At 68.2% G+C, this 26,278-nt stretch carries 30 protein-coding genes; 18 read left to right on the forward strand and 12 right to left on the reverse strand.

The window, feature by feature from the left end:
- Positions 1-3: 3 nt before the first annotated feature.
- From ACQY8B_RS05950 to ACQY8B_RS05965, 4 genes are all read left to right on the forward strand, one after another.
- Entirely contained in the window at positions 4-333 is a 330-nt protein-coding gene (locus ACQY8B_RS05950; protein WP_422085833.1) for a hypothetical protein, read from the forward strand.
- Positions 334-442: 109 nt separating this feature from the next.
- Positions 443-1,627 carry an acetyl-CoA C-acyltransferase family protein gene (locus tag ACQY8B_RS05955; protein WP_422085834.1) on the forward strand — a complete coding sequence of 395 codons (1,185 nt, stop codon included), beginning with the start codon at positions 443-445 and terminating at the stop codon, positions 1,625-1,627.
- A gap of 5 nt (positions 1,628-1,632) precedes the next feature.
- The gene (gene arfB, locus ACQY8B_RS05960) at positions 1,633-2,040 is read left to right on the forward strand and encodes an alternative ribosome rescue aminoacyl-tRNA hydrolase ArfB (RefSeq protein ID WP_422085835.1); all 408 of its coding nucleotides are present in this window, start codon (positions 1,633-1,635) and stop codon (positions 2,038-2,040) included.
- A gap of 93 nt (positions 2,041-2,133) precedes the next feature.
- Positions 2,134-2,715: a DUF3299 domain-containing protein gene (locus ACQY8B_RS05965; RefSeq protein ID WP_422085836.1), complete on the forward strand. Its 582-nt coding sequence runs from the start codon at positions 2,134-2,136 to the stop codon at positions 2,713-2,715.
- 10 nt (positions 2,716-2,725) lie between these two features.
- On the opposite strand, the gene ACQY8B_RS05970 is transcribed toward ACQY8B_RS05965, so the two are convergent.
- From ACQY8B_RS05970 to ACQY8B_RS05985, 4 genes are all read right to left on the reverse strand, one after another.
- Positions 2,726-3,610: a LysR substrate-binding domain-containing protein gene (locus ACQY8B_RS05970; protein ID WP_422085837.1), complete on the reverse strand. Its 885-nt coding sequence runs from the start codon at positions 3,608-3,610 to the stop codon at positions 2,726-2,728.
- 8 nt (positions 3,611-3,618) lie between these two features.
- A complete protein-coding gene (locus ACQY8B_RS05975; RefSeq protein ID WP_422085838.1) occupies positions 3,619-5,346 on the reverse strand; it encodes a SulP family inorganic anion transporter in 1,728 nt (575 codons plus the stop codon).
- 81 nt (positions 5,347-5,427) lie between these two features.
- Complete coding sequence (locus ACQY8B_RS05980) at positions 5,428-5,889, reverse strand: DUF2501 domain-containing protein (RefSeq protein ID WP_422085839.1); 462 nt, start codon at positions 5,887-5,889, stop codon at positions 5,428-5,430.
- 88 nt (positions 5,890-5,977) lie between these two features.
- On the reverse strand, positions 5,978-7,333 hold the full coding sequence (locus tag ACQY8B_RS05985) for a M20/M25/M40 family metallo-hydrolase (RefSeq protein ID WP_422085840.1): 1,356 nt from the start codon (positions 7,331-7,333) through the stop codon (positions 5,978-5,980).
- A gap of 140 nt (positions 7,334-7,473) precedes the next feature.
- Here ACQY8B_RS05985 and ACQY8B_RS05990 point away from each other — a divergent pair, with 140 nt between their 5' ends.
- On the forward strand, positions 7,474-8,361 hold the full coding sequence (locus ACQY8B_RS05990; protein WP_422085841.1) for a LysR substrate-binding domain-containing protein: 888 nt from the start codon (positions 7,474-7,476) through the stop codon (positions 8,359-8,361).
- Here ACQY8B_RS05990 and ACQY8B_RS05995 read toward each other — a convergent pair.
- The 4 genes from ACQY8B_RS05995 to ACQY8B_RS06010 form a co-directional block, all read right to left on the reverse strand.
- A complete protein-coding gene (locus ACQY8B_RS05995; protein WP_422085842.1) occupies positions 8,358-9,566 on the reverse strand; it encodes a beta-ketoacyl-[acyl-carrier-protein] synthase family protein in 1,209 nt (402 codons plus the stop codon). The genes ACQY8B_RS05990 and ACQY8B_RS05995 overlap by 4 nt on opposite strands.
- Positions 9,563-9,805, reverse strand: a complete 243-nt coding sequence (locus tag ACQY8B_RS06000) for an acyl carrier protein (RefSeq protein ID WP_081270439.1) — start codon at positions 9,803-9,805, stop codon at positions 9,563-9,565. The genes ACQY8B_RS05995 and ACQY8B_RS06000 overlap by 4 nt, the downstream gene beginning before the upstream one ends.
- Before the next feature lie 96 nt (positions 9,806-9,901).
- Positions 9,902-10,636 carry a phosphatase PAP2 family protein gene (locus ACQY8B_RS06005; RefSeq protein WP_422085843.1) on the reverse strand — a complete coding sequence of 245 codons (735 nt, stop codon included), beginning with the start codon at positions 10,634-10,636 and terminating at the stop codon, positions 9,902-9,904.
- Between the two features lie 58 nt (positions 10,637-10,694).
- Positions 10,695-11,567 carry an AraC family transcriptional regulator gene (locus ACQY8B_RS06010; RefSeq protein ID WP_422085844.1) on the reverse strand — a complete coding sequence of 291 codons (873 nt, stop codon included), beginning with the start codon at positions 11,565-11,567 and terminating at the stop codon, positions 10,695-10,697.
- Between the two features lie 89 nt (positions 11,568-11,656).
- Here ACQY8B_RS06010 and ACQY8B_RS06015 point away from each other — a divergent pair, with 89 nt between their 5' ends.
- Together ACQY8B_RS06015 and ACQY8B_RS06020 are read left to right on the forward strand one after the other, a co-directional pair.
- The gene (locus tag ACQY8B_RS06015) at positions 11,657-12,907 is read left to right on the forward strand and encodes an MFS transporter (protein WP_422085845.1); all 1,251 of its coding nucleotides are present in this window, start codon (positions 11,657-11,659) and stop codon (positions 12,905-12,907) included.
- A 43-nt stretch (positions 12,908-12,950) separates the two neighbouring features.
- A complete protein-coding gene (locus tag ACQY8B_RS06020; RefSeq protein ID WP_422085846.1) occupies positions 12,951-13,703 on the forward strand; it encodes a sulfite exporter TauE/SafE family protein in 753 nt (250 codons plus the stop codon).
- Between the two features lie 589 nt (positions 13,704-14,292).
- Here ACQY8B_RS06020 and ACQY8B_RS06025 read toward each other — a convergent pair.
- Positions 14,293-15,198 carry an AEC family transporter gene (locus ACQY8B_RS06025; protein ID WP_422085847.1) on the reverse strand — a complete coding sequence of 302 codons (906 nt, stop codon included), beginning with the start codon at positions 15,196-15,198 and terminating at the stop codon, positions 14,293-14,295.
- 118 nt (positions 15,199-15,316) lie between these two features.
- Here ACQY8B_RS06025 and ACQY8B_RS06030 point away from each other — a divergent pair, with 118 nt between their 5' ends.
- The 9 genes from ACQY8B_RS06030 (at position 15,317) to ACQY8B_RS06070 (ending at position 22,146) form a co-directional block, all read left to right on the forward strand.
- Positions 15,317-16,291, forward strand: a complete 975-nt coding sequence (locus ACQY8B_RS06030) for a tripartite tricarboxylate transporter substrate binding protein BugE (RefSeq protein ID WP_422085848.1) — start codon at positions 15,317-15,319, stop codon at positions 16,289-16,291.
- Between the two features lie 70 nt (positions 16,292-16,361).
- Positions 16,362-17,273 (forward strand): site-specific tyrosine recombinase XerD, encoded by a 912-nt coding sequence (xerD, locus tag ACQY8B_RS06035; protein WP_422085849.1) that lies wholly within the window; start codon positions 16,362-16,364, stop codon positions 17,271-17,273.
- A complete protein-coding gene (locus ACQY8B_RS06040; RefSeq protein WP_422085850.1) occupies positions 17,248-18,009 on the forward strand; it encodes a DUF72 domain-containing protein in 762 nt (253 codons plus the stop codon). Before xerD ends, ACQY8B_RS06040 begins: the two co-directional genes overlap by 26 nt.
- A 20-nt stretch (positions 18,010-18,029) precedes the next feature.
- Positions 18,030-18,260, forward strand: a complete 231-nt coding sequence (locus tag ACQY8B_RS06045) for a hypothetical protein (RefSeq protein ID WP_422085851.1) — start codon at positions 18,030-18,032, stop codon at positions 18,258-18,260.
- Between the two features lie 11 nt (positions 18,261-18,271).
- Positions 18,272-18,709, forward strand: a complete 438-nt coding sequence (locus ACQY8B_RS06050) for a Bug family tripartite tricarboxylate transporter substrate binding protein (RefSeq protein WP_422085852.1) — start codon at positions 18,272-18,274, stop codon at positions 18,707-18,709.
- A 34-nt stretch (positions 18,710-18,743) separates the two neighbouring features.
- Positions 18,744-19,736 (forward strand): Bug family tripartite tricarboxylate transporter substrate binding protein, encoded by a 993-nt coding sequence (locus ACQY8B_RS06055; RefSeq protein ID WP_422085853.1) that lies wholly within the window; start codon positions 18,744-18,746, stop codon positions 19,734-19,736.
- A gap of 74 nt (positions 19,737-19,810) precedes the next feature.
- The gene (locus ACQY8B_RS06060; protein ID WP_422085854.1) at positions 19,811-20,398 is read left to right on the forward strand and encodes a TetR/AcrR family transcriptional regulator; all 588 of its coding nucleotides are present in this window, start codon (positions 19,811-19,813) and stop codon (positions 20,396-20,398) included.
- 93 nt (positions 20,399-20,491) lie between these two features.
- On the forward strand, positions 20,492-21,625 hold the full coding sequence (locus tag ACQY8B_RS06065; protein WP_422085855.1) for a thiolase family protein: 1,134 nt from the start codon (positions 20,492-20,494) through the stop codon (positions 21,623-21,625).
- A 41-nt stretch (positions 21,626-21,666) separates the two neighbouring features.
- Entirely contained in the window at positions 21,667-22,146 is a 480-nt protein-coding gene (locus ACQY8B_RS06070; protein WP_422085856.1) for a MaoC family dehydratase, read from the forward strand.
- Positions 22,147-22,170: 24 nt separating this feature from the next.
- Here the strand turns inward: ACQY8B_RS06070 and ACQY8B_RS06075 are convergent, their stop codons facing one another.
- The gene (locus tag ACQY8B_RS06075; protein ID WP_422085857.1) at positions 22,171-22,857 is read right to left on the reverse strand and encodes a pentapeptide repeat-containing protein; all 687 of its coding nucleotides are present in this window, start codon (positions 22,855-22,857) and stop codon (positions 22,171-22,173) included.
- Entirely contained in the window at positions 22,854-23,666 is an 813-nt protein-coding gene (locus ACQY8B_RS06080) for a ferritin-like domain-containing protein (RefSeq protein ID WP_422085858.1), read from the reverse strand. The genes ACQY8B_RS06075 and ACQY8B_RS06080 overlap by 4 nt, the downstream gene beginning before the upstream one ends.
- A 38-nt stretch (positions 23,667-23,704) precedes the next feature.
- Here ACQY8B_RS06080 and ACQY8B_RS06085 point away from each other — a divergent pair, with 38 nt between their 5' ends.
- A complete protein-coding gene (locus ACQY8B_RS06085; protein ID WP_422085859.1) occupies positions 23,705-24,229 on the forward strand; it encodes a gamma carbonic anhydrase family protein in 525 nt (174 codons plus the stop codon).
- A 37-nt stretch (positions 24,230-24,266) separates the two neighbouring features.
- On the forward strand, positions 24,267-25,265 hold the full coding sequence (locus ACQY8B_RS06090) for an Hsp33 family molecular chaperone HslO (protein ID WP_422085860.1): 999 nt from the start codon (positions 24,267-24,269) through the stop codon (positions 25,263-25,265).
- A gap of 27 nt (positions 25,266-25,292) precedes the next feature.
- Here the strand turns inward: ACQY8B_RS06090 and ACQY8B_RS06095 are convergent, their stop codons facing one another.
- A complete protein-coding gene (locus tag ACQY8B_RS06095) occupies positions 25,293-26,267 on the reverse strand; it encodes a hypothetical protein (protein WP_422085861.1) in 975 nt (324 codons plus the stop codon).
- Positions 26,268-26,278 lie beyond the last annotated feature (11 nt).

Raw genomic sequence — 26,278 nt, forward strand, 5'->3', positions numbered from 1 at the left:
ATGATGAACTTCATTTTTCGCGTCATTCTTCTGCTCCTGGGGCTGGTTTTCGCGGCCAGCCTGGCCGTCGCGGTCATGCTGCTGGCGGCTGTCTGGGGTGTGCGCTACGCCTGGGGGCGTCTCACGGGCAAGCCCGTGAGCCCTTGGGTGATGCGCTTCAACCCGCGCTCGGGCTTCGACAAATTTCGCAATGCGGCACAACCGGCCGAGCCGACCGCCGCCGACGTGGCCAACGCCCGGGCGCGCGGCGAATCGGTGGAGCGTCCGGTGCGCATTCGCGGCAGCGCCAGCGACGTGACCGACGTGTCGCCCAAGTCGGTCTCGCGCGGCTGAGCCTGCGCTATTCCACGCGCGACAACCCGTCGCGCGGTTCGCCGTCAGAATCGTCCTCCTGCAGCCGCCGCTTCTCGCGGCTTTCGCTTTCATCCAGGAGAGACATTCCATGACTTCGCGCGACATCTTCGTGGTCGGCACCGCCCGCACCGCCATCGGCACCTTCGGCGGTGCCCTGAAGGATGTACCCAACACCCAGCTGGCCACCACGGCAGTGAAGGCCGCCATCGAGCGCAGCGGCGTGGCCGCCGACGCCATCGGCCACGTTGTGATGGGCAACGTGATTCCCACCGACGTGAAGGACGCCTACCTGAGCCGCGTGGCCGCCATCGATGCGGGCTGCCCCATCGAAACGCCAGCCTTCAACGTCAACCGCCTGTGCGGCTCGGGCCTGCAGGCCATCGTGTCGGCGGCGCAGGCCATCGCGCTGGGCGATTGCGACATCGCCATCGGCGGCGGCTCGGAGTCGATGAGCCGCGGCCCTTACTTCGACACCTCTGCGCGCTACGGCGCGCGCATGGGCGATGCGGTGCTGGTCGACTACATGCTCGGCATCCTGCACGACCCGTGGGAGAAGATCCACATGGGCATCACCGCCGAGAACGTGGCGGCGCGCTACGGCATCACGCGCGAGCAGATGGATGAACTGGCCGTCACCAGCCAGCAGCGTGCGGCGGCGGCCATCGCGGCTGGCCGCTTCAAGGAGCAGATCGTTCCGGTCGAGGTGAAGACGCGCAAGGGCGTCGTGCTGTTCGACACCGACGAGCATGTGCGCGCAGACACCACCGCCGAGACGCTGTCGAAGATGAAGCCGGCATTCAAGAAAGACGGCCTCGTGACCGCCGGCAACGCCTCGGGCATCAACGACGGTGCCGCCGCCGTGGTGCTCGCCAGTGGCGAGAGCGTCAAGGCCCGCGGCCTGAAGCCGCTTGCACGCCTGGTCGGCTATGCGCACGCCGGCGTCGAGCCCGCGTACATGGGCATCGGCCCGGTGCCGGCCACGCGCAAGGTGCTGGAGCGCACCGGCCTGAAAGTGAGCGACTTCGACGTGATCGAGTCGAACGAAGCCTTCGCGGCGCAGGCCTGCGCGGTCATCAAGGAACTGGGCTTCGACCCCGCCAAGGTGAATCCGAACGGCTCGGGCATTTCGCTGGGCCACCCGGTGGGCGCGACGGGCGCGATCATCACGACGAAGGCGATTGCCGAGCTGCACCGCACGGGCGGGCGCTATGCACTGGTCACGATGTGCATCGGCGGCGGGCAGGGCATTGCCGCCGTCTTCGAACGGGTCTGAGCGCTGTGCTGCGTCCGCCCGTCCTGATCGATCCCGACGAGGTCGAGATCAGCGCCATCCGGGCGCAGGGCGCGGGCGGGCAGAACGTCAACAAGGTGTCGAGCGCGGTGCACCTGCGCTACGACATCCCGGCGAGTTCGCTGCCCGCCGACGTGAAGGAGCGGCTGCTCGCGCTGCGCGACAGCCGCATTACGCAGGAAGGCGTGCTGGTGCTCAAGGCACAGCAGCACCGCACGCAGGAAATGAACCGCGCCGACGCCTTCGCGCGCCTGCAGGCGGTAGTCGACAGCGTGGCCGCGCCGCCGCGCGTGCGGCGCGCCACCAAGCCGACCTACGGTTCCAAGCAGCGCCGGCTCGAAGGCAAGAGCCAGCGCTCGCAGATCAAGAACCTGCGCGGGCCGGTGCGGGACTGAGCGCGCCGGCGCCTTGCCGGATGCCGAGGCCGGGCGGAGGGACAAAGCCGCAGCTTTATATGCCTGAAACATCGCCCCCGCACAATCAGGCGAATGAGAAGCCATATCGCACGCGTCCTGTTGTCGGCGCTTCTGCTGACACCGCTGGCCGTGCTGCTTGACGGCTGCGCGCCGGATGCAGCATCGGGGCAGGTCGCCAGCAACGCCGCGGCGCCCGAACTCAAATGGGAAGAGCTGATCCCCAGGAGCTGGGACCCGACGAAGCGCTACCGCAACATCAGCCTCGAGGCGCTGCGCGACAACGATCCCAAGGCCGTCCAGATGCTCGACGAGATGCGCGCCGTCTGGGACAACGCGCCGGTCAACGTCGAACTGGACGGCAAGGCGGCCAGGCTCGCGGGCTTTGTCGTGCCGCTGGATGCCTCGCAGGAGGGCATCCGTGAATTCCTGCTGGTGCCGTACTTCGGCGCCTGCATCCACACCCCGCCGCCGCCCGCCAACCAGATCGTGCACGTGATCGCGCCGGGCCCGGTGAAGGGGCTGCATGCGATGGACACGGTGTACGTCAGCGGCACGCTGAAGGCGGCGCGCTATGCGTCGGCGGACATGGGCGTGAGCGGCTACGAGATTGCCGCCGCGGCGGTCGAGCGTTTCGTGCCCCGGCAGCCGCAGTGACCCGAGGCCCTCAGGCCATGCGCTGCGACAGGAAATCCAGGAACGATGTGATGCGCGCCGACAGCTGCGTGTTGCGGTAGTACACCGCGTTCACCGGTTGGCGCACGTCCACCGTGTCCTTGCCCAGCACCTGCACCAACGCGCCGCTGGCTCGGTCGGCATGGGTCATGAAGTCGGCCAGGCAGGCGATGCCAACACCGGCCAGCGCCAGCTGCCGCAGGGTTTCGCCGCTCGATGCCACCACCGTCGGCGCGATGGTCCACTCGTCGCCGTGCGGACCTCGCAGCGGCCAGCGGTTGAGCGACTCCGGCTGGGTGAAGCCGAGCAGTGCATGGCCGGCCAGCTCATCCACCTTGCGCGGCTTGCCGCTGGCTTCGAGGTATGCCGGGCTCGCGAGCACGCGCAGCCGGTGCGTGCCCAGCGGGCGCGCATGCAGCGTGGAGTCGCGCAGCGGGCCGATGCGGATCGCAATGTCGGTGCGGCGCTCCAGCAGGTCGATGGGCAGGTCGTCGGTGTCCAGCTCCAGGCTGATCTGCGGATAGAGCCGCCGGAATTCCGGCACCAGCGGCACGATGGCATGCAGCATGAATGGCGAGGCCGCGTTCACACGCAAGCGCCCGGCGGGCTGCTGGCGGCGCGCGGCCATCTGCTCTTCGGCATCGTCGATCGCGTCGAGGATGGCGCGCGTGCGCTGCAGGAAGGCGGCGCCTTCCTCGGTGAGCTCCAGCCGGCGCGTGGTGCGGCGCAGCAGCGTGGTGTCGAGCTTCTGCTCGAGCCGGCTCAATGCACGGCTGATGCCCGAGACCGTTTGCGCCAACTGCTCCGACGCGGCGGTGATCGAGCCCGTGTCCACCACCGTGCGGAACGCAACCAGTTCTTCGATGGTGGATTTCATGGGGGGCTTCAGGCGGCGGATTCGGTCTCGGCGGAGGCCACCGGCACGTCGATGCGCGGCATCAGCGCAGCGAGCGCCTCGCCGTCGGTGCGGTAGCTGAACAGCATCGGTCCCGGCGCGAGCAGGCCGGCGCGTTCCAGCACCTGCATCGCGGGCAGCTTCATTCCGCTCAGGTGCAGGCGGATGCCCCTGGATTCCATCATCCGGCGGATCGAGCCGAATACCTCGGCGCCGGTGATGTCGATGCGGTTGATGGGCTGTGCGAAGAGGCACACGTCGGTGAGCCCGGGCCGTTCGGCCAGCGCCACGGTGAGGGCGCGTTCGAGCGTGGAGGCAGAGGCGAAGTCGAGCTCGGCGTCCATGCGCAGCGCATAAAGCTGCGGCGCCAGCGGCGGCAGCTTCCAGAGGTTGCGGTCGCGCAGGCTGCCGTCGGGGTGCAGGCCCACTTCGATGATGCGCGGATGCAGGTGGCGATACATGTAGTGCGCCAAGGCGGCCAGCAGCCCGCCGAGCACGCCCCAGTAGATGCTGGGCGCGGTCGCGATGGTCAGCACGAAGGTGCCGAAGGCAATGCCCGCCTCGATGCGCGAAATGCGCCACAGCGCGGTGAAACTCGCCGGCTTCACCAGCCCGAGGATGGCCGTGACCACCACCGCCGCCAGCACCGCCTGCGGCACGTGATAGAGCAGCGGCATCAGCCACAGCAGCGCGCCGGCCACCACCAGCACGCTGAACAGCGTCGCCCAGCCGGTCTGCGCGCCCGCATAGAGCGTGATGGCCGAGCGCGAGAACGAGGAGCTGGTCGGGAACGCGCCCGAGAAGCCCGAGGCCAGCTTGGCAAGGCCCTGGCCGATCAGGTCCTGGTTTTCGTTCCAGAGCGTGCCGGCGCGCGCGTTGTCGACCTTGGCGCTCGACGCGGTTTCCAGAAAGCTCACCAGCGTGATCATCAGCGCCGGCAGCACCAGCGCGCCGAGCGTGCCCATCGGCAGCAGGCCGGGCCAGTAGAAAGACGGCAGGCCCGAAGGCAGGCTGCCGACCACCGCGCCGCCCTGCAGCGCGTAGTCGGCCACCCAGCTGATGGCGGCCGCGCCGGCTACCAGCGCCATCGTGGTCGGAAAGCGCGGAAGCAGGCGCTTGCCGAGCCACAGCACCGCGATGCTGCCGAGTCCGAAGGCGATGGCCACCAGGTCGGGCAACGGGCCGCCGCGCAGCACCTGCGGAATGGTGCGGCCGGTGAAGCCCAGCAGCGCGGGCAGTTGCGAGATGGCGATCAGCACCGCCGCCCCTTGCGTGAAGCCGATCAGCACCGGCGAATTGACCAGCCGCAGCAGCCAGCCGAAGCGCCCCGCGCCCAGCACGATCTGGATGGCGCCGGACATCAGCGTGAGCCACGCCGCCATTGCCACCCACTCGGCGCTGCCCGCCACCGCCAGCGGCGCGAGCGAGGCACCGACCAGCAGGCTGGTGAGCGCCGTGGGCCCCACCGACAGACGCTGCGACGAACTGAACATCACCGCGATCAGCGCCGGGAAAAGCGCGGCATACACGCCCGTCACCAGCGGCATGCCGGCCAGCGCGGCATACGCCACGCCCTGCGGAATGACCATCAGCGCGACGGTGATGCCGGCCATTGCCTCGTTGCGCAGCAGCGCGGCGGAGGGACGGGGCCAGGCAAGGCAGGGAACCCAGCGGGAGAGGCGCTGGCGCAGGGAAGGAGAGGTGGTGGCCGGATTCATGGATGACGGATGGCGCCCGCAACAGTACTGGATGCCGCGCGGGCGCAGAGGGCTTGCGCGGCTGCGCGAAGCATGGGTCAGCTAGACGAGCGAGGTCGCGTTCTTGAGCACGTAGTCGCAGGCCTTGGTCTTGAGCTTGGACGACAGGACCTTGAAATTCAGCGTCTGCCCGTCGCCGCCCTTGAGCAGGCCCTTGGCGCCGTTGGCGAAGCCGGTTTCCTGGGGCTTCTGGCCGGTGATCTTGGCGAGCAGCTTGTCTTTCACCGAGGCTGCGTCGCCGCCCAGATAGTTGTTCTTGACGCAGTACTGCAGCACTCCGGCTGCGTTGCCGATGGTGCTGGAGCCGATGGCGGGCATCTTGAAGCCGAGGTTGTTGCCCAGGCCGCCGAGCGCGGACCCGCCGGAGTTGCCGGAGTTGCCTTGCGTGTTGGCGCTGGCGGCCTCGCCGGCCTTTTCCTTCAGCTGGTCGAGCAGGTTGTTGGCTTGCGCCGAGGCACCTGCCGCGAGCAGTGCCAGGGCGATGAGGGTGGAGCGGGCGTGCATGGTGTCCTCCTGTCGGTAAGCGTGATGGAAAGCGGCCATCAGCATACCGGAGACTTCCAGGGGCGAGGCCCCCTGGCACGCGCCCGGTTTACTTCGTGCGGGGCGGGCGCTTTTCCAGGAGCGGCGCACTCGTGCCTTGCACGCCAACCAGCCCCAGCACCGTCACCAGCGAGTTCTGCGCACCCTTCCAGCCGTCGGTCACGTCGATCCATTCGCTCAGCGCGTGGAAGCCGCCCGTCTTGCCGCCGCCGCCGATGATGATGGCTGGAATGCCCAGCGACATCGGCACGTTCGCGTCGGTGCTCGCGCCGGTCAGCAGCGTCTTGTGGCCGAAGGCCGCGTTCGAGCGCGTGGCGGCCTCGACGATCACCGTGTCCGACTGCGTGCGGCCGCCCGGGCGGTCACCGATGAGCTTGGTGCTCACGCTCAGCGTGTTCACGTTCCAGCGCTTGTTTTCCTCGACCACGGCCTCGTCGATGGCCGCGAGGATCTTCTTCTCGGTCTCCAGCAGCGGCGCCATTTCGTCGGAGCGGATGTCGACCGCCATGCGCGCGTCCGGCGCGATGGTGTTGACCGAGGTGCCGCCGCCGACCGTGCCCACGGTGAACGTCGTCTTCGGGAAAGTGGGCGTGCGCACGTCGGCGATCTTGGCAATGGCGCGGCCCATGCCGTGGATGGCGCTGGGCACCTGGCCGAATGCACCGAAGCTGTGGCCGCCCGGGCCCTTGAAGGTCACTTCGTAGCGATGGCTGCCGGTGCCGAGCATCAGCACCGTGCCCTCGGGCGCGGGCTCGAGGCCGACCATGCCGTCGATGTCGAGGTTGTCGCGGAAGATGGCTTTCATGCCGCGCAGGTTGCCCAGTTCTTCCTCGCCCACGTTGCCGACGAACAGCAGGTCGCCCACGGTCTGGATCTTGTTGTCGTTCAGCACCTTGAGCCACGACAGCAGCACCGACAGGCCGCGCGTGTCGTCGGAGATGCCGGGCGCGTAGAGCTTGCCGTCGCGCTCCTTGACCTTCACGTCGGTGCCGGCGGGGAACACGGTGTCGAGGTGGGCCGAGATCAGCAGCTTCGGTCCGTTGCCCGTGCCCTTGCGCAGGCCGACCACGTTGCCTTCGGCGTCGATCTTCGCGTCGTCGAGGCCGAATGCCTTCATGCGCGCGAGGAAGGCTTCGGCGCGTTTCTGTTCCTTGAACGGGGGCGCCTCGATCTCGGTGAGCATCTTCAGGTCTTCCACCGAGCGCGCGTGGTCGGCCTTCACCGCGTCCAGCAGTTTCTGGATCTGCGGCGACGCCATCAGCTGCGTGTAGGCCTTGTCTACCTCCGGGCGCACCTGCGCGGGCGTGGCCGCGACCGAGCCGGTCTGTGCATGCGCGAGGCTGGCGGCGGCGGACGCCAGGGCGAGGACGAGGGGGGCGAGGCGAAGAGACACAGGGCGAGGCATGGTGCGGGAATGTCCTTGAAAGAAAAACCGATGGAGGTAGAGACGCCGCCGGCGCGGCGTCGTCAGCGATTCTTGCGGCTGTGCTAGGCGTGTGCTCTGGTTTAATCTTCCGCATTGTCAGTTTTTCTAACGGGAGTCCCATGCGCCGCCATATTCCCAGCACCCGCGCGTTGCTGATCTTCGACGCGGTGGCGCGCCATCACGGCGTGGGCAAGGCTGCGGAAGAGCTGTGCCTGACCCACAGCGCGGTGAGCCAGCAGTTGCGGCTGCTGGAATCGCAGATCGGTGTGCGGCTGGTGCAGCGCACCGCGCGCGGCACCGAGCTGACCGAGCCGGGTCGGCGCTACCACGGCCAGATTTCCGGCGACCTGCTGCGGTTGCAGAACCACACGCTCGAGGCGATGGCGCAGCGCACCGACGGCCTGCGGTTGCTGGTGGGGGCGGTGCCGGTGCTGGCCGAAGGCTGGCTCACGCCGCGGCTGCCCGAGTTCATCGCGCAGCATCCGGGCTGCAGCCTGCATCTGCAGGTGTTTCCGACGCATCTCTACATGGATGACCTGCCCTTCGACGTCGGTGTGCAGTACGACGACGCGGTGTGGCCCGGCGCCAATGCGCTCCCGCTGATGGGCGAGCCGTGCGTGGTGGTGTGCTCGCCGAAAGCCAAGGGCCGGGCGGCGATGGCGCGCGGCGACTTCCGTGCCGCGCCGCTGCTGCATCTGCGCACGCGCATGGGCGCCTGGGAGGAGTGGTTCGGCCAGGCGGCGAATGCGCGTGCGCCCGAGAACCTGGTGGCGGGGCACCGCTTCGACCTGTTCTCTTCGCTGGTCGCGGCGGTGCGCGCCGACCTGGGCGTGGGGCTGGTGCCGGAGTACTTCATCGAGCGCGAACTGCGCTCGGGCGAACTGGTGCTGGCCTGTCCGGAACGGGTGCCGTCGAGCCGCGGTTACAGCGTGTTCGTGGCGCCGAGCCGCACCGACGATGCGCTGGTCGGCGCTTTCGTCGAGTGGCTTCTTGCGGCGGCAGCCTAGGCCCGGCGGAACAGCAGCACCGAATTCGTGCCGCCGAAGGCGAAGGAATTGCTGACGGCCGCCTCGAGCGACGGTGCCGCCGTGTCGCCGGGCTGCACCAGGTTCAGGCCGCAGGCCGGGTCGATTTGCTTGCAGTGCGCATTGGGCGGCAACTGCCGCTCGTGCACTGCAAGCACGGTGATGAGCGCTTCTAGCGCGCCGGCCGCGCCCAGCATGTGGCCGTGCAGCGCCTTGGTAGAGCTCACGCGCAGCGCGTCGATGTCGTCGCCCCACACGTCGGCCAGCGCATTGCGCTCGACCACGTCGCCGATGCGCGTGGCCGTGCCGTGCGCATTGCAGTAGCCCACATCGCGCGGCTGCAGGCCGGCTTGCCGCAGTGCGGCGCGCAGTGCGCGGGCCTGGCCGGGGGCGTCGGGCTTGGTGAGGTGAGTGGCGTCGCTGCTCAGGCCCCAGCCGGCCAGCGTGGCGTAGCTGCGGGCGCCACGGGCGCGTGCGCGCTCGGCGGATTCCAGGATCAGGAAGGCCGCGCCTTCGCCCAGCACGAAGCCGCTGCGGTCGGCCGCGAAGGGCCGCACCGCGCCGGCCGCTTCGCCGGGCTGGAAGGTGGCGAGCGTCTGCATCGCCTGCCAGGCCAGCACCACGCCCGGCACGATCAGCGCCTCGCTGCCGCCGGCAATGGCGATGTCGACCTCGCCGCGCTGCACCGCCTTGGCCGCTTCGGCAATGGCTGCCGACGACGAGGCGCAGGCGACGGAATAGGTGAGCACCGGGCCCTGAACGCCCTGTCGCATTGCCACATGGGCGGCGGGTGCGTTGGGCATGAAGGCCGGAATGGTGAGCGGCGACACGCGGCCGTTGCCACGGTAGGCGGCCTCCAGTGCCGCCGCGCCGCCCATGCCGCAACCAGCGAAGACGCCGATGCGTTCGGGATCGGCATCGCCAGTGCCGATACCTGCGTCGCGCATCGCCAGGTCGGCCGCAGCCACGGCCAGCTGGCTCACGCGGTCGACGCCAGCGAGCTGCAGCTTGGTGAACCAGCGCGTTTCGTCGAAGGCGACGGTGGCCGCGGCGGCCGGCTTGGGCAGTTCGGGAAAGACGGGCTGGATGGCCGAGCGGCCTTGCAGCAAGGCCTGGAACAGCGCGCCCGGCGCGTCGCCGTGCGGCGCCATGACGCCCAGTCCGGTGACGGCGACCTCGTGGTTCACGCTGCCTTCGCTGCCCGGACCTTGTCGACCAGCGCCGCGAGTTCGGCCAGGGTGTCGATGTTCGCGTCCTCGTCGGGCATGGTGATGCCGAAGTGGTCTTCGATGGCGAACAGGAATTCGGCGAGCGCCAGCGAATCGAGTCCGCCGGTTTCCCGCATCGAGGCGTGTGGGTCGAGCTTCGACGGTTCGATGCCGTACTTCTCGTGGATCAGGTCCTGCAATTCCTTCAGCGAACTCATCGTGCGATGCCTGTCGTCATGTGCTGCCGCTGATCGATTGCCACCCCTGCAGGGCATGCCATTGGATCGATCCCTTCCTCATTCCGGCTGTTGTGGTCAATGATGACCAATGATATCCGCTCCCACGTGAGGGGAATCCCCTCGCAAACGCTTCCCTGGCCGCCAGTACAGCGAGGGCAGGGCGAACACCACGCCCAGCAGGGCGCCCGCCGCCACGTCGAGCACCACATGCTGCTTGACTGCCAGTGTCGAGTAGGCAATGGCGGTGAACCAGGCCCAGTTCAGCACGCGCCACGGGGCCGGGGTGCGGGTTTCGCGCAGCACGTGCTCGATGCGGATGGCGGTGAAGATGGCCACCGCCACGTGCATCGAGGGACAGGCGTTGCCCGCCGCGTCCACGCCCTGCAGCATGGCAAAGCCGGGGAAGCCGGACACGTCGATGGACAGCGGCGGAATCTGCGTCGGCCAGAAATAGAAGAGCCCCAGCCCGGTGATGCACAGCCCGCCGATCCACAGCCCGTAGACCAACAGCTCGCGGAAGGTGAGCTGCAGCCCCGGCGCAATGCCGACGTAGAACCAGAGCGACAGGTAGGCGCCCAGTGCATAAGGCTGGAACGCGATGAGGTGGTCCAGCGGCGTCAGCGGCATCACCGTGATCGGGAACGACGGGTTGCGCAGCAGGTGGAAGTAGCCGATGAAGAACAGCCAGGTGAAGACCGTGGTGCCGACCGCCTTCAGCAGGAAATGGCGGCGTATGCGCAGCCAGATGTCGGCGGTCCATGTGGGCGCCGGGGCTTCGGGCGCCAGCTGCAGTGGGATCGGTGAATGCATGGTGTCGGTCGCCGATCTTGCCAGAGCGGCACGACCCGCCGCGCGATGCCTTGCCGGTTCAGCTGGCGACGGCGCGCTTGCGGTGCTGGAACGAGGTCGGCGAGCGGCCGGTCGCCGCCTTGAACATGGCGCAGAAGGCGCTGTCGGTGGCATAGCCGCTGGCCGCCGCCACCTGGCTCACGGCCATGCCGCGGGCCAGCAGCGGCAGCGCATGCGCCATCACGGCCTGCTGGCGCCATTGCTGCCAACTCATGCCGAGCTGGTCTCGAAACAGTCGCGCCACCGTGCGCTCGCTCGCGCCGATGGTGGCAGCGCGCTCGGCCAGCGTGGCGCGGTCGGCCGGGTTGCGCAGCAGCGCCTCGCAGAGCTGGCGCAGGCGTTTGTCGGCGGGCAGCGGCACGTCGATGCGGATCTGGGTGGCGCGCTCTACCTCGTCCACCAGAAGCGGCGCGATCATGCGTTCGCGCTGCGGCGCATGCGGGTCGGCAGGTGGCAGGCCGTCGGGCGTGGTGTCGAGCGCGAGCATCAGTGCGCGCAGCAGCGGGCTGATCTCGAGCACCTCGCACTTCTCCCAGGTGGGAGCGATCCAGGCGTGCAGGTAGACGGTGCGCAACTCCGCGTCCTCGATCAGCGTGATGCTGTGCGGCATGTTGGCCGGCACCCAGAGCGCGCGCGAGGGCGGCACGATGTAGCTGCCGTCCTGCGTGCTGAGCCGGATCACGCCGCGGGTGGAGAAGGTGAGCTGGGGCCACGGGTGCTCGTGCAGTTCGACCAGGGTGTCGGCGCTCAGGAAATGTTCCTTGGCGCGCAGCGGTCGCACCGCGTCGGGGGCGTAGAGGTGCGGCGTGAGCGGACCGACGCTGTTGGCCGGCGCGGTCGCGGGAGCAGTCGCGAAAGAAGGAGAGGCGGCGGGGGAGGCGGCGCTTGGCATGGTTTCGACAAATGTTGTCGCTGTATCGGCATTCTGCCGCGTCCCCGCCGCATAGGATCGAAGCCCGCCCCGGTTTTTTGTAGCAATCCATGTCCTCTTCATCCTCCGCCGCCGTTCCGCCCACCACCTTGCGCACCGATGCCAAGCTGATCGGGCTGGTCGGCCTGGCCCACGCGGTCAGCCACTTCAGCCAGCTCATCCTGGCGCCGTTGTTTCCCTGGCTGAAAGACGCGTTCAACGTGAGCTTCGTCGAACTGGGCGCGGTGCTCACTGTGTTCTTCGTGGTCTCGTGCATCGTGCAGGCGGCCTCGGGCTTCATCGTCGACAAGCTGGGCCCGCGCCCGGTGCTGTTCGTCGGGCTGGGTGCGCTGGGGCTCGCGGCTTTCGGCTACGCAGCGGCGCAGAGCTACTGGATGCTGCTTGTGTGCGCGGTGGTCGGCGGCATCGGCAATGGCGTGTTCCACCCGGTCGACTACACGCTGTTCAACCGCAAGGTCGCGCCCACGCGGCTGGGCCATGCCTACAGCGTGCACGGCATCACCGGCAGCCTGGGCTGGGCGCTGGCGCCGGCCTTCGTGGTGCCGATTGCGATGGCGTACTCGTGGCGCGTGGCGCTGGCGTCGGCGGGTGTCGTGGCCGTCGTGGTGCTGCTGGTGCTTTGGGTCTACCGCAGTGTGCTGTCGCTCGATGCGGCGGCCGTGCACAAGGCCACCGGGCAGGGCGAGCCCGCGCCTGCCGGCGGCGAGTTCGACTTCCTGCGCATTCCCGCGGTGTGGATGTGCTTCGGTTTCTTCTTCTTCTATGCCGCGGTGATCAGCGTGGTGCAGACCTTCGCGCCGGCGGCTGCGGGCCACCTGCACGCGGTGCCGGTGGCGCTGGTGGCGGTGTGCCTCACGGTCTACATGGTGGCCAGCGCGGCCGGCATGGTGGTGGGCGGCTTTCTCGCGTCCGATCCGTCGCGCTGCGAGCGCATCGTGGGCGCGGGCTTCGGCGTGGCCGCCATGCTGGCCTTGGTGCTGGCCTTCGCTGACTTCCCGCCGATCGTGGTGCCGGTTCTGTTCGGGATGATGGGTTTCGTCTCCGGCGTGGCCGGCCCTTCGCGCGACCTGCTGGTGAAGAAGTCGACCCCGCCCAACGCCACCGGCCGCGTCTACGGCGTGGTGTACGCGGGCCTGGACATCGGGCAGGCCGTGGCGCCGCTGGTGTTCGGCCGGCTGATGGACCACGGGCAGTACACGAGCGTCATCGTCGGCCTGGCGGTGGTGCAGGGCGTGCTGATTGCCAGCGCCTTCAACGTGCGCCGGGTGCGCCGCACGGCGCTGGTGCCGGCTTCCGCCTGAGCCTCTGCCGGCTTGTTGAACAGCGGCCGATATCATCGGCCGCATGCAAGCCTTGTATGTGTCAGTGATCGCCGGCGCAGTGCTGGCGGGTTTCGTGCAGGGCCTGTCCGGCTTTGCGTTCGGCATGGTGGCCATGTCGGTGTGGGCCTGGACGCTGGAGCCTCAGCTGGCTGCGCTGCTTGCACTCTTCGGTGCGCTCACCGGGCAGGTGATTGCCGCCGTCACCGTACGCCGCGCCTTCGACAAGAGCCTGCTGTGGCCCTTCGTGCTTGGCGGACTCGTGGGCGTGCCTTTCGGTGTGTGGCTGCTGCCGCACCTGGACCTCGTGGTCTTCAAGCTGTGCCTTGGCGTGCTGCTGGTGCTGTGGTGCCCGGCCATGCTGATGTCGCAGCACCTTCCGAAGATCGCCTTCGGCGGTCGCGTGGCGGACGGCGTGGCCGGTGCCATCGGTGGCGCGATGGCCGGCATCGGCGGTTTCTCGGGGACCATTCCCACGCTCTGGTGCACGCTGCGCGGCTTCCAGCGCGATACGCAGCGCGCGGTGATCCAGAACTTCAACCTGTCGATGTTGATGGTGGCGTTTGCTATCCATCTCGCGAGTGGCAGCATTGCGCGTTCTACCGTTCCACTGCTGGGTGTGGTGGCGCTGGCGGTTGCGGTGCCCGTGTTGCTGGGGGCTCGGCTTTATGTGGGGATCAGTGAGGTTGCGTTTCGGAAGTTGGTGTTGGGGTTGTTGACGGCTTCCGGGGTGGCTATGTTGGTTTCTGCTGTGCCTGCTTTGTTGGCGCGCGGCTGAGGGTTGGTCGGGTGATTTTTTCCCGGGGCCGGGATGTCCGCCCGGCGGCGGACTTACTTTCTTTTGCTTCGCCAAAAGAAAGTAAGCAAAGAAAAGGCGACCCCGCTGTCTGCGACCCTTCGCTTCGCTACGGGCAACCTGCGGTGCTCGCGTTTCGCGGGGTCTCGCAGAACTCGCTTCGCTCAAACAGCTGCGAGCCCTGATCCGCGAAACGCTGCGCTCCTCGGCGCAGCCAGAGGGGAGGGGAAGCTGGCCGGGCCTTTGCTTCGCTCGGCCCACGCCGCACAGCCGCTGCGCGGCTGTGCCATTCGCGCCGAGCGCAGCGATGGCGCGTTCGGTTTCCAACTCCCTTCTGGCTGCGCCGAGGAGCGCAGACGTAGGCGGGATCAGGGCCGCAGCTGTTTGAGCGAAGCGAGTTCTGCGGACCCCCGTCTACGTCGAGCACCGCAGGTTGCCCGTAGCGAAGCGAAGGGACGCAGACAGCAGGGTCGCCTTTTCTTTGGCTACTTTCTTTTGGCGAAGCAAAAGAAAGTAGGTCGGCCGCCGGGCCGAGACCCGGCCCCGGAATACAAGAAAACCAGAAAAGCAACTACCGAGGCAACGCCAAAGCAAACGGCAAGCTAAGCACCCCCAACAGCGTAGACAGCGTCACCAACCCCGCCACATAAGCCCCGTTGTATCCCATCCGCGCAGCCAGCACATAAGCACTCGAAGCAGTCGGCACGGCCGAAAAAGCCATCAGCACGGAAGCCTGCATCGCATCGAGCCGCAGCGCCAACGCCAGCCCCCATGCAACCAGCGGCAGGACGAGATGTCGAATGGCCAGTATCGACACCGCCAGCATCTTGCCCGTGCCCAGCGTCGAGAACTTCATGCCCGCACCCGCGGCCAGCAGCCCCAGCGCGAGCGACGCGGCGCCGATGCGCGTGAGCGTCGGCGTGGCCCAGCCCGGCACGGTGAGCCCCAGCACGTTGGCCAGCAGCCCCGCGACCGTCGCGACGATCAGCGGGTTGCGCACCAGTTGAGGCAAGAAGCCGGTCTGCGCATGACGCGTCATCGGCCACACGGCCGCGATGTTGAAGATGGGCACGCACACGCCGATCAGCACTGCAATGAGCAGCAGGCCTTCGGATCCCGCCAGCCGCTCGGCCAGCGCGAGGCAGATGAAGGAGTTGAAGCGGAACGCGACCTGGGCGCTGGCCGCGTGGTCGCGGCGGTCGATGTGCGAGCCGATACCGGGCACGAAGGGCAGGGCGTAGGCCAGCGCGATGCCGACCGCGCCGATGCACAGGCCCGCGATCAGCAGGTTCGACGTCGCACCGAAGTCCAGCGGGCTGCGCACGATCGAGTGGAACAGCAGCACTGGAAAAAGAAAGTAGTAGACCAGGCTCTCGACCTGGTCCCACACGCGGCGGTCGAGGGCGGTGTAGCGGCACAGGAGCCAGCCGATGGCGATGAGGGAAAAGTCGGGGAAGAGCAGCTGCGCGTAGTTCACCGCTTCGAGGATAAACCGGACGGACCATGGGTAATCCACAGCACGGATGCAGCCCGTGAGCCGCTAGCATCCGGGCTTTCGTTTTTTCGACATCAAAGTCAAGTCAAGGAGTTTTTCGATGCAACGTCGTCAATGGAGCGCTCTGGTGGGCGCCGCCGCGCTGGTCGCGGTAGCGGGCCCGAGCTTTGCGCAGGGATACCCCAGCAAGCCTGTGGAGCTGAGCGTGCCCTTCGCCCCGGGCGGCACGACCGACATCGTGGCGCGCGTGATCTCCGACCCGCTGGGCAAGGTGCTGGGCCAGCCGGTGGTGGTGATCAACCGCGCCGGTGGCGGCGGCATCGTGGGTGCGGCCGAGACGGCACGCGCCACGCCCGACGGCTACAAGCTAGGCATTGCCACGGTGTCGAGCACGGCGGCCAACCCGGCCATCAACCCGAAGACGCCGTACGACCCGATCAACGACTTCACGCCGATCATCAACATCGCGGCCACGCCGAACATCATCGCGGTCAACCCGAGCTTCCCGGCCAAGAACTACGCCGAGTTCGTGGCCGAGCTGAAGAAGAACCCCGGCAAGTATTCGTATGCCTCGTCGGGCACGGGCGGCATCGGCCACCTGCTGATGGAGCTGTACAAGAGCCTGACCAACACCTTCGTCACGCACATTCCGTACCGCGGAGCGGGCCCGGCGCTGAACGACGTGGTGGCCGGCCAGGTGCCGATCATGTTCGACAACATTCCCTCGGCCATGCCCTTCATCACCAGCGGCCGGCTGATCCCGATCGTGGTGTCCGCGCCCCAGCGCCTGGCCGCTTTGCCCAACGTGCCCACCTTCAAGGAAGTGGGCCTGGAGCCGGTGAACCGCATGGCCTACTACGGCATCCTCGGCCCCAAGGGCCTGCCGAAGGAAGTGGTCGAGAAGATCAGCGCCGGCGTGAAGAAGTCGGTGGAAGAACCGGCGGTGCGCAAGCGCATCGAGGACACGGGCTCGCTGATCGTGGCCAATTCGCCCGAGCAGTTCGCCGCGCAGATCAAGGCCGAGTACGAGGTCTACAAGGACGTGGTGAAGAAGCAGAACCTGAAGCTCGACTGAGCCTGGTTTTCTTTCGACGAAAGCCGCCCGCGCCCCGGGCGGCTTTTTCTTTTTTGCTATCTTGCAGCGCATGACCGAGGCCGCCGCCGCACCCACACCCGACATCGACGATTTCATCGACGCCCTCTGGCTCGAGGACGGGTTGTCGAAGAACACGCTGGCCGCCTACCGCCGCGACCTCGCGCTGTTCGCGCAGTGGCTCGGCGCGCAGCAAGGCGGTGCCACGCTTGCCAACGCAAGAGAGACCGACCTGCAGGCCTACATGGGCGCGCGGCTCACCAACAAGGGCAAGGCGACGTCGGCCAACCGCCGGCTCACGGTGTTCAAGCGCTACTACCGCTGGGCGCTGCGCGAGCGGCGCATCACGGCCGACCCGAGCATCCGGCTGATGCCCGCGAGGCAGATGCCGCGCGCCATCAAGACGCTGTCGGAGAAGCAGGTCGACGACCTGCTGGCCGCGCCCGATGTCGAATCGCCCCTGGGCCTGCGCGACCGCGCGATGCTGGAGCTGATGTATGCGAGCGGCCTGCGCGTGAGCGAACTGGTGGCGCTCAAGGCCATCGACATGAGCCTGAACGACGGCGTGCTGCGCGTGCTGGGCAAGGGCAGCAAGGAGCGGCTGGTGCCGTTCGGCGGCGAGGCGCGGCGCTGGATCGAACGCTACCTGGACGAATCGCGCCCCGCGATCCTCGACGGCCAGCAGACGCCCGACCTGTTCGTCACAGCGCGCGGTGCGGGCATGACGCGCGTGATGTTCTGGATCATCGTGAAGAAGCACGCGACCGCGGCGGGCATCCACGTGCCGCTGTCGCCGCATACGCTGCGCCACGCCTTTGCCACGCACCTGCTGAACCACGGGGTCGACCTGCGCGCGGTGCAACTGCTGCTGGGGCACGCGGACATCTCGACTACCACCATCTACACGCATGTGGCGCGCGAGCGCCTGAAGCAGCTTCATGCGAAGCACCACCCACGCGGTTGAGCATTTGCAGGCCTGGCGCATCGGCTGCGCCGGATGGAGCCTGCCGCGCGCGCTATGGCCGGTGTTTCCGCCCGAAGGTTCGCACCTGGAGCGCTATGCGCAGCGCTTCGACGCGGTCGAGATCGACACCTCGTTCCACCGGCCGCACCGGCGCGAGACCTACGAACGCTGGGCCGCGAGCACGCCCGAGGGGTTTGGCTTTGCGGTCAAGCTGCCGAAGGCGGTTACGCACGAATGCCGGCTGGTCGATGCGATGCCGGCGTTCGAAGAATTTGCCGCGCAGGTCGAGGGCCTCGGGAACAAGCTCGGGGCGCTGGTGGTGCAGTTGCCGCCCAGCCTGGCGTTCGATGCCGCAGTGGTGCGCAGGTTTTTCGCCGCACTGCGGCGCAGGCACCCGGGCGCGGTGGTGCTGGAGCCCCGTCATCGCAGCTGGTTCACGCCGCAGGTCGACGGGCTGCTGTCGGGTTTCGAAGTGGCCCGTGTGCTCGCAGACCCGGTGCTGTTCGACGAAGCCGCGGCCCCCGGCGGCTGGCCGGGCCTTGTCTATCTGCGGCTGCACGGCTCGCCGCGGCGCTACTGGTCGGCCTACGACGACGACTTGCTTGCGCGGCTCGCGCAGCGGCTGCAGCTCGCGAAGGCAGAGGGCGCGCAGTGCTGGTGCGTGCTCGACAACACGGCTGGCGGCGAAGCGACCGGCAACGCGCTGACGCTGCGGCGGCTGCTACAGAATCAATGATCAACAAGAGGAGACGGAACGTGAACTTCAACAGACTCTGCGCCGGCATTGGCCTTGGCTTGGCGATGGCCGCAGCTTCAGGCCTCGCCGCCGCACAAGGCTTTCCGGGCGCCAAGCCCATTCGCCTGATCGTCGGCTATCCGCCCGGCGGCGGCATCGACTTTGCGGCGCGCACGGTGCAGGTGCCGCTGCAGGAGGCGCTGAAGCAGCAACTGGTGGTCGACTACAAGCCCGGCGCCAGCGCCAGGTGACGGGGCTCGACATGACGCACGTGCCCTACAAGGGCAGCGCGCCGGCGGTGCAGGACCTGATCGGCGGGCAGACACAGATCCTCATCGACGCGGGCAGCGTGCTGCTGCCGCAAGTGAAGGGCGGCAAGCTCAAGGCGCTGGCCGTGACCGGCCCGGTGCGCGACCCGCAGTTGCCCGACGTGCCGACCGTGAAGGAACTGGGGCTGGCGGGCATGGAGTCGGTCGGCTTCCAGGGGCTGGTGGGGCCGGCGAACATGCCCAAGGAGGTCGTCGAGCGGCTGTCGGGCGAGCTGGCCAAGGCGCTGGCGCAGCCGGAGATCAAGGCCAAGTTCGCGACGGCGGGGGCCGAGGTGCATTCGCTGGGCCCGGTCGAGTTCGCGGCCTTCGTGAAGGCGGACAATGAGAAGTGGTCCAGGCTGATCAAGGAGCGCAAGCTGCAGCTGGACTGACGCAATCACGCAGACGACCCGATCCACAGACACCATGAATTTCCTCGCTTCCTCGAAGCCATCGCGCCGCACGGCGACCCGACTCCTCGCCGCCGCCGCGCTGTGCGCCGCTTCCGGCGCCTACGCACAGGCCGTGCCCAGGACCGTGCGCCTCATCGTCGCCTACCCGGCGGGCGGCGTGAGCGACGTGGTCGCGCGGGCACTGGGCGACCGGCTCGCGGCGCAGATGGGCATCACGGTGATCGTGGACAACCGGGCCGGCGCAAGCGGCGCCATCGGCATGGACGCGGTGGCCAAGGCCGCGCCCGACGGCGCGACGCTGGGCTTCTCGGCCATCAGCCCGCTGGTGCTGAGCCCGCACCTGGGCAAGCTGCCCTTCGATCCGCTGAAGGACGTGGCGCCGGTGGCCAGCGTGATGTATTCGCCGGTGCTGCTGATCGCCACGCCGGCCAGCAAGGCCAAGGACTTCAAGGCGCTGATCGACGACGCCAAGGCGCATCCGGGCGCTGTGCGCTGGGCCACGTCCGGTCCGGCGTCGCTGGGCCACATCGTGCTGGAGCAACTGCATGCGGCAGCGGGCGTGGACATCACGCACGTGCCGTACAAGGGCGGTGGCCAGCAGCTCAACGATGCGATCGGCGGGCAGTTCGAGATTCTCTCGACCAACGCGAGCCCGACGCTGTCGTCGCACATCCAGTCGGGCAAGCTGCGCCCGCTGGCGGTGGGGGCACCGGCCCGGCTGGAGAGCCTGCCGCAGGTGCCCACGCTGGGCGAGCTGGGCTACAAGGCGGCCAACATCAACTCGCTGTTCGGCGTGTTCGCGCCGGCCGCCACGCCGGCTGCGCTGGTCGCGCGGTACAACGCCGAGATCAACAAGGCGCTGGCGAGCCCCGAGCTGCGCGCCAAGCTCACGGCCACCGACAACGTGCCGACCGGCGGCACCTCGGCAGCCTTTGCGAAGGAAATCGCCAGCGAGTTCGAAAGCAACGGCCGCATCATCAAGGCGGCGAACATCAAGGCCGACTGAGCCGCCTCGAACCAGCTGACGCCTGGAAGACACCTGCGCTTGTGGTTCGATTCTCCCTACCTTATAGTAGGTAGATGACCAGCCCTACAGCAGCCGCCCCAGCCCTTGCCACCGGCAGCACCCGCGAGCAGATTCTTGCGGTGGCGCGCGGCTTCATCGAAACCCGTTCCTACCTGGGCTTCAGCTTCCAGGATGTGGCCGACGCGGTCGGCGTGCGCAAGGCCAGCCTCTATCACCACTTTCCGAGCAAGGAAGCGCTGGGCATCGCGGTGATCCGCGCCGCGACCCAGGGCTTCAAGGACTGGGACGCCGCCCGCGCGCGCGAACCGAAGGACGCGCTCGAATCGTATTTCCGCATGTACCGCAACACGCTGAATGCCGGTTCCGGCATCTGCCCTGCGGGCGCACTGGCGCCAGGTTGGGACGTCATCAACGACGAACTGCGCGAGGCGGTTCGCGAACTGCGCAGCACCCAGGTGACGTGGCTCACGGGCGTGCTGGGTGCGCTGATGCCGGCCCGCAAGAAGGGGGCGTCGGTCGCTTCGCTGGCGGCCTATGTGTTTTCTTCCTGCCAGGGTGCGCTTTTGTCGGCACGCATGACAGGGCGCGTGGACGAGTTCGACGAAGCCATCGCGCAACTCAGGAGTTCATTGCCCGGCTGAGCGCGGGCCTGACGCAGGCGCGCTTCGGCGTGCCTATTTTGTGACCCTTTGGCCTACCGATTGGATGGTAGGTTTTATCTGTTGGAGCATTTCATGAAAGCCGTGATTTCCGCCTATGCCCGTTCTCCCTTCCACTTCGCGAAGAAAGGCGCGCTGGCCGACGTGCGCCCCGACACGCTCGCGGCCGGCGTCGTGAAGGGCCTGCTGCAACGCACCGACCTCGACCCCGCGCTGCTCGAAGACATCATCCTGGGCTGCGCCTACCCCGAGGCCTCGCAGGGCAACAACCTCGCGCGGATCGTCGGGCTGCTGGCCGGGCTGCCGCACGAGGTGGGCGGCATGACGGTGAACCGCTTCTGCGGCTCGTCGATGCAGGCGGTGCACATCGCCGCCGCGCAGATCGAGGCGGGCATGGGCGACGCGTTCCTGTGCGTGGGCGTGGAATCGATGACGGCGGTGCCGCAGGGCGGCTTCAACTTCTCGCCGAGCCCGGAGCTGCTGGCCAACACCGACGCCTACATCTCCATGGGCGAGACCGCCGAGAACGTGGCGCAGCGCTGGAACGTGAGCCGCGCCGACCAGGAGGCCTTCGCGGTGGAATCGCATCGCAAGGCTGCAGCCGCACGCGCTGAAGGCCGGCTGGCCGGCGAGATCGTGCCGGTGCGGCTGGCCTCGGGCGACATCGTCGATGCCGACGGCTGCATCCGCCCTAGCACCTCTGCCGAAGCGCTGGCGAACCTCAAGCCCGCATTCCGCCCCGACGGCGTGGTGACGGCCGGCACCTCGTCTCCGCTGACCGACGGCGCGGCCGTGGTGCTCGTCACCAGCGATGCGTTTGCCGCCAGGCACGGCCTGCAGGCGCTGGCACGCATCCGCTCGTTCGCGACCGTGGGCGTCGACCCCGCCGTCATGGGCATCGGCCCGATCCCTGCGACGCGCAAGGCACTGGCACGCGCCGGCCTGAGCGCGGCCGACCTCGACGTGATCGAGATCAACGAAGCCTTCTCGTCGCAGGCGCTGGCCTGCATCCGCGACCTGGGCCTCGACCCCGCGAAGATCAACCTCGACGGCGGCGGCCTTTCCATCGGCCATCCGCTTGGCGCGACCGGCGCTCGCATCACCGGCAAGGCCGCGTCGCTGCTGGTGCGCGAGAAGGGGCGCTATGCGCTGGCCACGCAATGCATCGGCGGCGGGCAGGGCATCGCGACCATCCTCGAGCGCGTCTGAGAACGGTCCGAGAATGCGGGCACGAACCCCAAGGAGAACCGATGACGGCAACCCCTGAAGCCGGCGCCAGGCCCAAGCTGTACCTCGAAGACCTGTCCGTCGGCGACCGCTTCCAGAGCGCCGAGCATGCGCTGGACGTGGCGCAGATCCAGGCCTTCGCGCGGCAGTTCGACCCGCAGCCTTTCCACACCGACGAAGAGGCCGCAAAGAATACCTTCTTCGGCGGACTGGCCGCGAGCGGCTGGCACACCGCGGCGCTCACCATGAAGCTGCTGGTCGAAAGCGGCATCCCGCTGGCCGACGGCATCATCGGCTCGGGGGGCGAGCTGCAATGGCCCAGGCCCACGCGGCCCGGCGACGTGCTGCATGTGGTGAGCGAAGTGGTCGACATCGTGCCCTCGCGCTCCAAGCCCGGCCGCGCGATGGTCACCATGCGCTGCCAGACGCTCAACCAGCATGGCGATGTGCTCCAGCACTTCACGCCCAAGCTGGTGGTGCACGCCAGGCCCGAGGCGATCTGAGGGCCCGAGGGCCCGAGAGCCGGTTCAGACCACCCGCAGGCCCAGTTCCTCGACCAGCGAGGCCGCCTGCCGGTGCGAGATGGTGGCGCCCTTGAACTGCGCCGCGTTCGCGAGCCGCAGTCCGCCGAGGTCGACCTCGCGCAGGTCCGCACCCTCGAATCGCGCCAGCTTCAGGTGCGCGTTGCGCAGGCTGCCGCCCTCGAACACCGCTTCGCGGAAATCGCAGCCCGACAGGTCGGCTTCCGAGAAGTCGAGCTGTTCGAGCGTCTGCTTGCGGAAAGACATGCCGCGCAGATGCGCATCGACCAGCAGCGAATCCTTGAAGCCGATGCCCAGCGCCGACACTTCGCCGAAGTGCGCGCCGGTGAGCTTCACGCCGGTGAAGAAGGCCGAGGCCATCTTGGCGCGCGCCCACTGTGTGTTGTTCAGGTCGCAATCCTGGAAGCGCGCGTTCGTCAGGTCGGCGAGGCCGAAGTCGGCCTGGCGCGAGCGGCATCCGGCCCAGCGGGTGTCCGCCAGCAGTGCGCGTTCGAACGAAGCCTCGGCAAAGTTGCAGAGCGTGAACTGCGCGCCGCGCAGGTCGAGGCGCGACAGGTCGGCCCCGTCGAAATCGCAGCGCTCGAAATGCAGCGGCTCGGCGCCCTTGCGCTCCTGCAGGCAGGCCAGCAGGTCGGGGCGCGACCAGGCCTGGTCTGAAATCACGTGGGTCATTCGGGGCGGGAGTCGGTCAGGGCGCGCAGTTCTTCGGGGCTGAAGCCGGCCCGGCTGCGTGCCTCGAGATTGAAAGGCGGCTTGTGGCGCGGTGCGTCGTAGCGCGCGACCAAGGCCGGGTAGGTGGCGTCGGGGTCGATGCCGGCGCGCTCGCACAGCCAGCGGTACCAGTGGTTGCCGATGGCCACATGGCCCACTTCGTCGCGCAGGATGATGTCCAGGATCTCCACTGCCCGCAGCGCATTGGGCGTGTTCACCCGCTTGAGCTTGGCCTGGATCAGCGGCGTGGCGTCCAGCCCGCGCGCTTCCAGCGTGCGCGGCACCAGCGCCATGCGGCCGAGTACGTCGTCCTTGGTCTTCTCGCACATGTTCCAGAGGCCGTCATGGCCCGGAAAGTCGCCGTAGCGCCAGCCCATGTCCTGCAGATGCGTGTGCAGCAGCGTGAAATGCAGCGCCTCTTCGTCGGCCACGCGCAGCCAGTCGCGGTAGTAGGCCTCGGGCATGCCGTCGTAGCGCCACACGGCGTCGAGCGCGAGATTGATGGCGTTGAACTCGATGTGGCAGATCGAATGGATCAGCGCGGCCCGGCCGTCGGGCGTGAACGGCGAGCGTTTTTGCACGGCGGTGGCGGCAACGCGCACGGGCTTGTCGGGGCGGCCGGGCACGCCGGTGTCGTCGCCGGGCGTGCGGATCGGGTCGGTTGCTATGGAATTGGTAGCGCCGTGCAGAGAAATGGCGCGCGTTGCAGCCACCTTCTGTTCAGGATCGGAGAGGCGCAGCGCGGCCAGCGCGCTCAATCGGGGGTGCATCCCTACAATTCTAGTTTTGCCCCCCGGAGACAACCACGATGGCGATTTATGAATTGGACGGCGTTGCACCGACCCTCGGCGAAGGCGCATGGGTGGCCGACAGCGCCCAGGTCATGGGCAACGTCAGGCTGGCCGACAACGCCAGCGTGTGGTTCGGCGCCGTGCTGCGCGGCGACACCGAGACGCTGACCATCGGACGCAACAGCAACATCCAGGACCTGTCGGTGCTGCATGCCGACATCGGCTGCCCGCTGACCATCGGCGACAACGTCACCGTGGGCCACCAGGTGATGCTGCACGGCTGCACCATCGGCGACAACTCGCTGATCGGCATCCAGGCCGTGGTCTTGAATAACGCGAAGATCGGCCGCAATTCGATCGTTGGCGCCGGCAGCGTCGTGACCGAGGGCAAGGAGTTTCCGGACAACTCGCTCATCATCGGCTCGCCGGCCAAGGTGGTGCGCACCCTCGATGACGCCGCGGCCGCCCGGCTGCGCCAGAGCGCCGAGCACTATGTCGAGAATGCCCATCGCTTCGCGAAGGGTCTCAAGAAGATCGCCTGACCGGTTCGGTTGCAGGCACACAGAGAAAGAAAACGTTTTGAGCGAGCTGCACAAATTCCTGTTCGATGGCCTGCCGGTGCGCGGCATGATCGTGCGCCTGACAGATGCGTGGCAGGAGATCCTTGCGCGGCGCGCCTCCAACACCGCCACCGGCGCCTATCCGCCGCCCGTGGCCGAACTGCTCGGCGAAATGACGGCTGCCGCCACGCTGATGCAGGCCAACATCAAGTTCAACGGCGCGCTGATCCTGCAGATCTTCGGCGACGGCCCGGTCAAGGTGGCCGTGGCCGAGGCCAAGCCCGACCTGAGCCTGCGCGCCACCGCCAAGGTCATTGGCGACCTGCCGGCCGACGCGCGGCTGCCCGACATGGTCAACGTGAACAACAAGGGCCGCTGCGCCATCACGCTCGACCCCAAGGACAAGCTGCCGGGCACGACGCCCTACCAGGGCGTGGTGCCGCTGTTCGACGACAACGGCGAGAAGCTCGGCAAGCTCAGCGACGTGCTGCAGCACTACATGCTGCAGAGCGAGCAGCTCGACACCACGCTGGTGCTCGCGGCCGACGACAAGGTGGCCGCCGGCCTGCTGATCCAGCGCCTGCCCGTGAAGGGCGAGGGCAACCTCGAAGGCACCTCGCGCAAGGACCACGACCAGGCCAACGAAGACCAGATCGGCCTGAACGAGGACTACAACCGCATCTCGATCCTCGCGTCCAGCCTGACTCGCGACGAACTGCTCACGCTCGACGTCGAGACCATTCTTCGTCGCCTGTTCTGGGAAGAGAAGCTGCTGCGCTTCGAGCCGCAGGCCGGCCTGCTGGGCCCGCACTTCGCATGCACCTGCGGGCGCGAGCGCGTGGCGCAGATGATCCGCGGGCTGGGCGTGGAGGAGGCCGAGAGCATCCTCGCCGAGCGCGGCGACATCGAGGTGGGCTGCGACTTCTGCGGCAAGCAGTACCGCTTCGACGCGGTCGACACCGCGCAGATCTTCAGGCCGCCGACGGACCAGATTCCGGGCAGCCCGGTCGTCCAGTAAGCGGCCTGTCGAGGCGCGAGCGCTGGCTCAGCGCGCTTCGCTGCTGTCGAAGCCGCCGAACGAGATGTCCGGCGCGCTCGTGTTGTGCTTGGACGGCAGGCTGCGGCCGAAGCGCACCTGCGTGGCCTGCAGGCTCTTCACCTCGGGCAGCGGCAGCACCTGCTGCGCGGCCTGCGGCGAAGCTTGCCAACGCACGTCGCTCACGTCGGCGTTGTCCGGCGTCACATACATCGATCGCAGCACCGCGAAGGGCTGCGCATTCACGGTCGGCTTCGACAGCGTGACGTCGAGCGCGGTACGCGTACGGCTGATTTCGTCGACGCGCGCCACCGCGCTGCCGCCGTTCGCGAAGCGCACGTGGATCGCCAGCGGTTTCGGATCGACGTGGATCGACGCGATGCTCACCACCGGCCGCGCGGCCGCCTCGACGGGCCCGAGCAGGAAGGACGAGCCATACACGCCGTCGCCGAAGCGCGGGTCCGGCAGCGGCTTGAGCCGCCAGTAGCCGTCCGACGGATAGAGCACGATGGCCTCGAGCGCCTTGCCGTTCTCCTTCTTGAACACCTGCAGCAGGTGGAAGCCCTTGTCCTTGCGCTTGCCCACGCTCACCGGCACGCTCTGCGGACGCCAGAAGCTCGGCAGCGTCATGCCGACAATGCGCCACTCGGCGTTGTCGAGCAGCACCACGGTGCGTTTCTTGAAACGGTGCGCGGGATCGGTGGGGTGGGCGCCGCCGTCGAAGTTGCAACCCGAGAAGTCGGGCGCGGTCACGTCGTTGCCGATCTTGTCGAGGTAGTCGGGCTGCAGCGCCTCGATGCGCATGTGGCGGATGCCGTCGCCGCGCAGGGTGAGGGAGACGTTGTCTTCCTCGGCGCAGGCGGTGGTCGTGGTGCCGTTCTCTATGGTGGCCGCGACGGGAGCGGCAGCGGCAGGGCCGGCGGCCAGCAGCAGGGCGATGAACGCGGTGGCAGGGGTGAGGCGCGCGGCTGTCGAAAGGGGCATCGGGTCTCCGG

The sequence above is a fragment of the Variovorax sp. genome (assembly GCF_965279555.1).
Lineage (GTDB): Bacteria > Pseudomonadota > Gammaproteobacteria > Burkholderiales > Burkholderiaceae_C > Variovorax.

Coding starts and splice junctions, on each gene's coding strand:
- ACQY8B_RS05950 (WP_422085833.1), top strand. CDS start 4: ATGAACTTCATTTTTCGCGTCATTCTTCTGCTCCTGGGGCTGGTTTTC.
- ACQY8B_RS05955 (WP_422085834.1), top strand. CDS start 443: ATGACTTCGCGCGACATCTTCGTGGTCGGCACCGCCCGCACCGCCATC.
- ACQY8B_RS05965 (WP_422085836.1), top strand. CDS start 2,134: ATGAGAAGCCATATCGCACGCGTCCTGTTGTCGGCGCTTCTGCTGACA.
- ACQY8B_RS05970 (WP_422085837.1), bottom strand. CDS start 3,610: ATGAAATCCACCATCGAAGAACTGGTTGCGTTCCGCACGGTGGTGGAC.
- ACQY8B_RS05975 (WP_422085838.1), bottom strand. CDS start 5,346: ATGAATCCGGCCACCACCTCTCCTTCCCTGCGCCAGCGCCTCTCCCGC.
- ACQY8B_RS05980 (WP_422085839.1), bottom strand. CDS start 5,889: ATGCACGCCCGCTCCACCCTCATCGCCCTGGCACTGCTCGCGGCAGGT.
- ACQY8B_RS05985 (WP_422085840.1), bottom strand. CDS start 7,333: ATGCCTCGCCCTGTGTCTCTTCGCCTCGCCCCCCTCGTCCTCGCCCTG.
- ACQY8B_RS05990 (WP_422085841.1), top strand. CDS start 7,474: ATGCGCCGCCATATTCCCAGCACCCGCGCGTTGCTGATCTTCGACGCG.
- ACQY8B_RS06000 (WP_081270439.1), bottom strand. CDS start 9,805: ATGAGTTCGCTGAAGGAATTGCAGGACCTGATCCACGAGAAGTACGGC.
- ACQY8B_RS06005 (WP_422085843.1), bottom strand. CDS start 10,636: ATGCATTCACCGATCCCACTGCAGCTGGCGCCCGAAGCCCCGGCGCCC.
- ACQY8B_RS06010 (WP_422085844.1), bottom strand. CDS start 11,567: ATGCCAAGCGCCGCCTCCCCCGCCGCCTCTCCTTCTTTCGCGACTGCT.
- ACQY8B_RS06015 (WP_422085845.1), top strand. CDS start 11,657: ATGTCCTCTTCATCCTCCGCCGCCGTTCCGCCCACCACCTTGCGCACC.
- ACQY8B_RS06020 (WP_422085846.1), top strand. CDS start 12,951: ATGCAAGCCTTGTATGTGTCAGTGATCGCCGGCGCAGTGCTGGCGGGT.
- ACQY8B_RS06030 (WP_422085848.1), top strand. CDS start 15,317: ATGCAACGTCGTCAATGGAGCGCTCTGGTGGGCGCCGCCGCGCTGGTC.
- xerD (WP_422085849.1), top strand. CDS start 16,362: ATGACCGAGGCCGCCGCCGCACCCACACCCGACATCGACGATTTCATC.
- ACQY8B_RS06040 (WP_422085850.1), top strand. CDS start 17,248: ATGCGAAGCACCACCCACGCGGTTGAGCATTTGCAGGCCTGGCGCATC.
- ACQY8B_RS06050 (WP_422085852.1), top strand. CDS start 18,272: ATGACGCACGTGCCCTACAAGGGCAGCGCGCCGGCGGTGCAGGACCTG.
- ACQY8B_RS06055 (WP_422085853.1), top strand. CDS start 18,744: ATGAATTTCCTCGCTTCCTCGAAGCCATCGCGCCGCACGGCGACCCGA.
- ACQY8B_RS06060 (WP_422085854.1), top strand. CDS start 19,811: ATGACCAGCCCTACAGCAGCCGCCCCAGCCCTTGCCACCGGCAGCACC.
- ACQY8B_RS06065 (WP_422085855.1), top strand. CDS start 20,492: ATGAAAGCCGTGATTTCCGCCTATGCCCGTTCTCCCTTCCACTTCGCG.
- ACQY8B_RS06070 (WP_422085856.1), top strand. CDS start 21,667: ATGACGGCAACCCCTGAAGCCGGCGCCAGGCCCAAGCTGTACCTCGAA.
- ACQY8B_RS06075 (WP_422085857.1), bottom strand. CDS start 22,857: ATGACCCACGTGATTTCAGACCAGGCCTGGTCGCGCCCCGACCTGCTG.
- ACQY8B_RS06080 (WP_422085858.1), bottom strand. CDS start 23,666: ATGCACCCCCGATTGAGCGCGCTGGCCGCGCTGCGCCTCTCCGATCCT.
- ACQY8B_RS06085 (WP_422085859.1), top strand. CDS start 23,705: ATGGCGATTTATGAATTGGACGGCGTTGCACCGACCCTCGGCGAAGGC.
- ACQY8B_RS06095 (WP_422085861.1), bottom strand. CDS start 26,267: ATGCCCCTTTCGACAGCCGCGCGCCTCACCCCTGCCACCGCGTTCATC.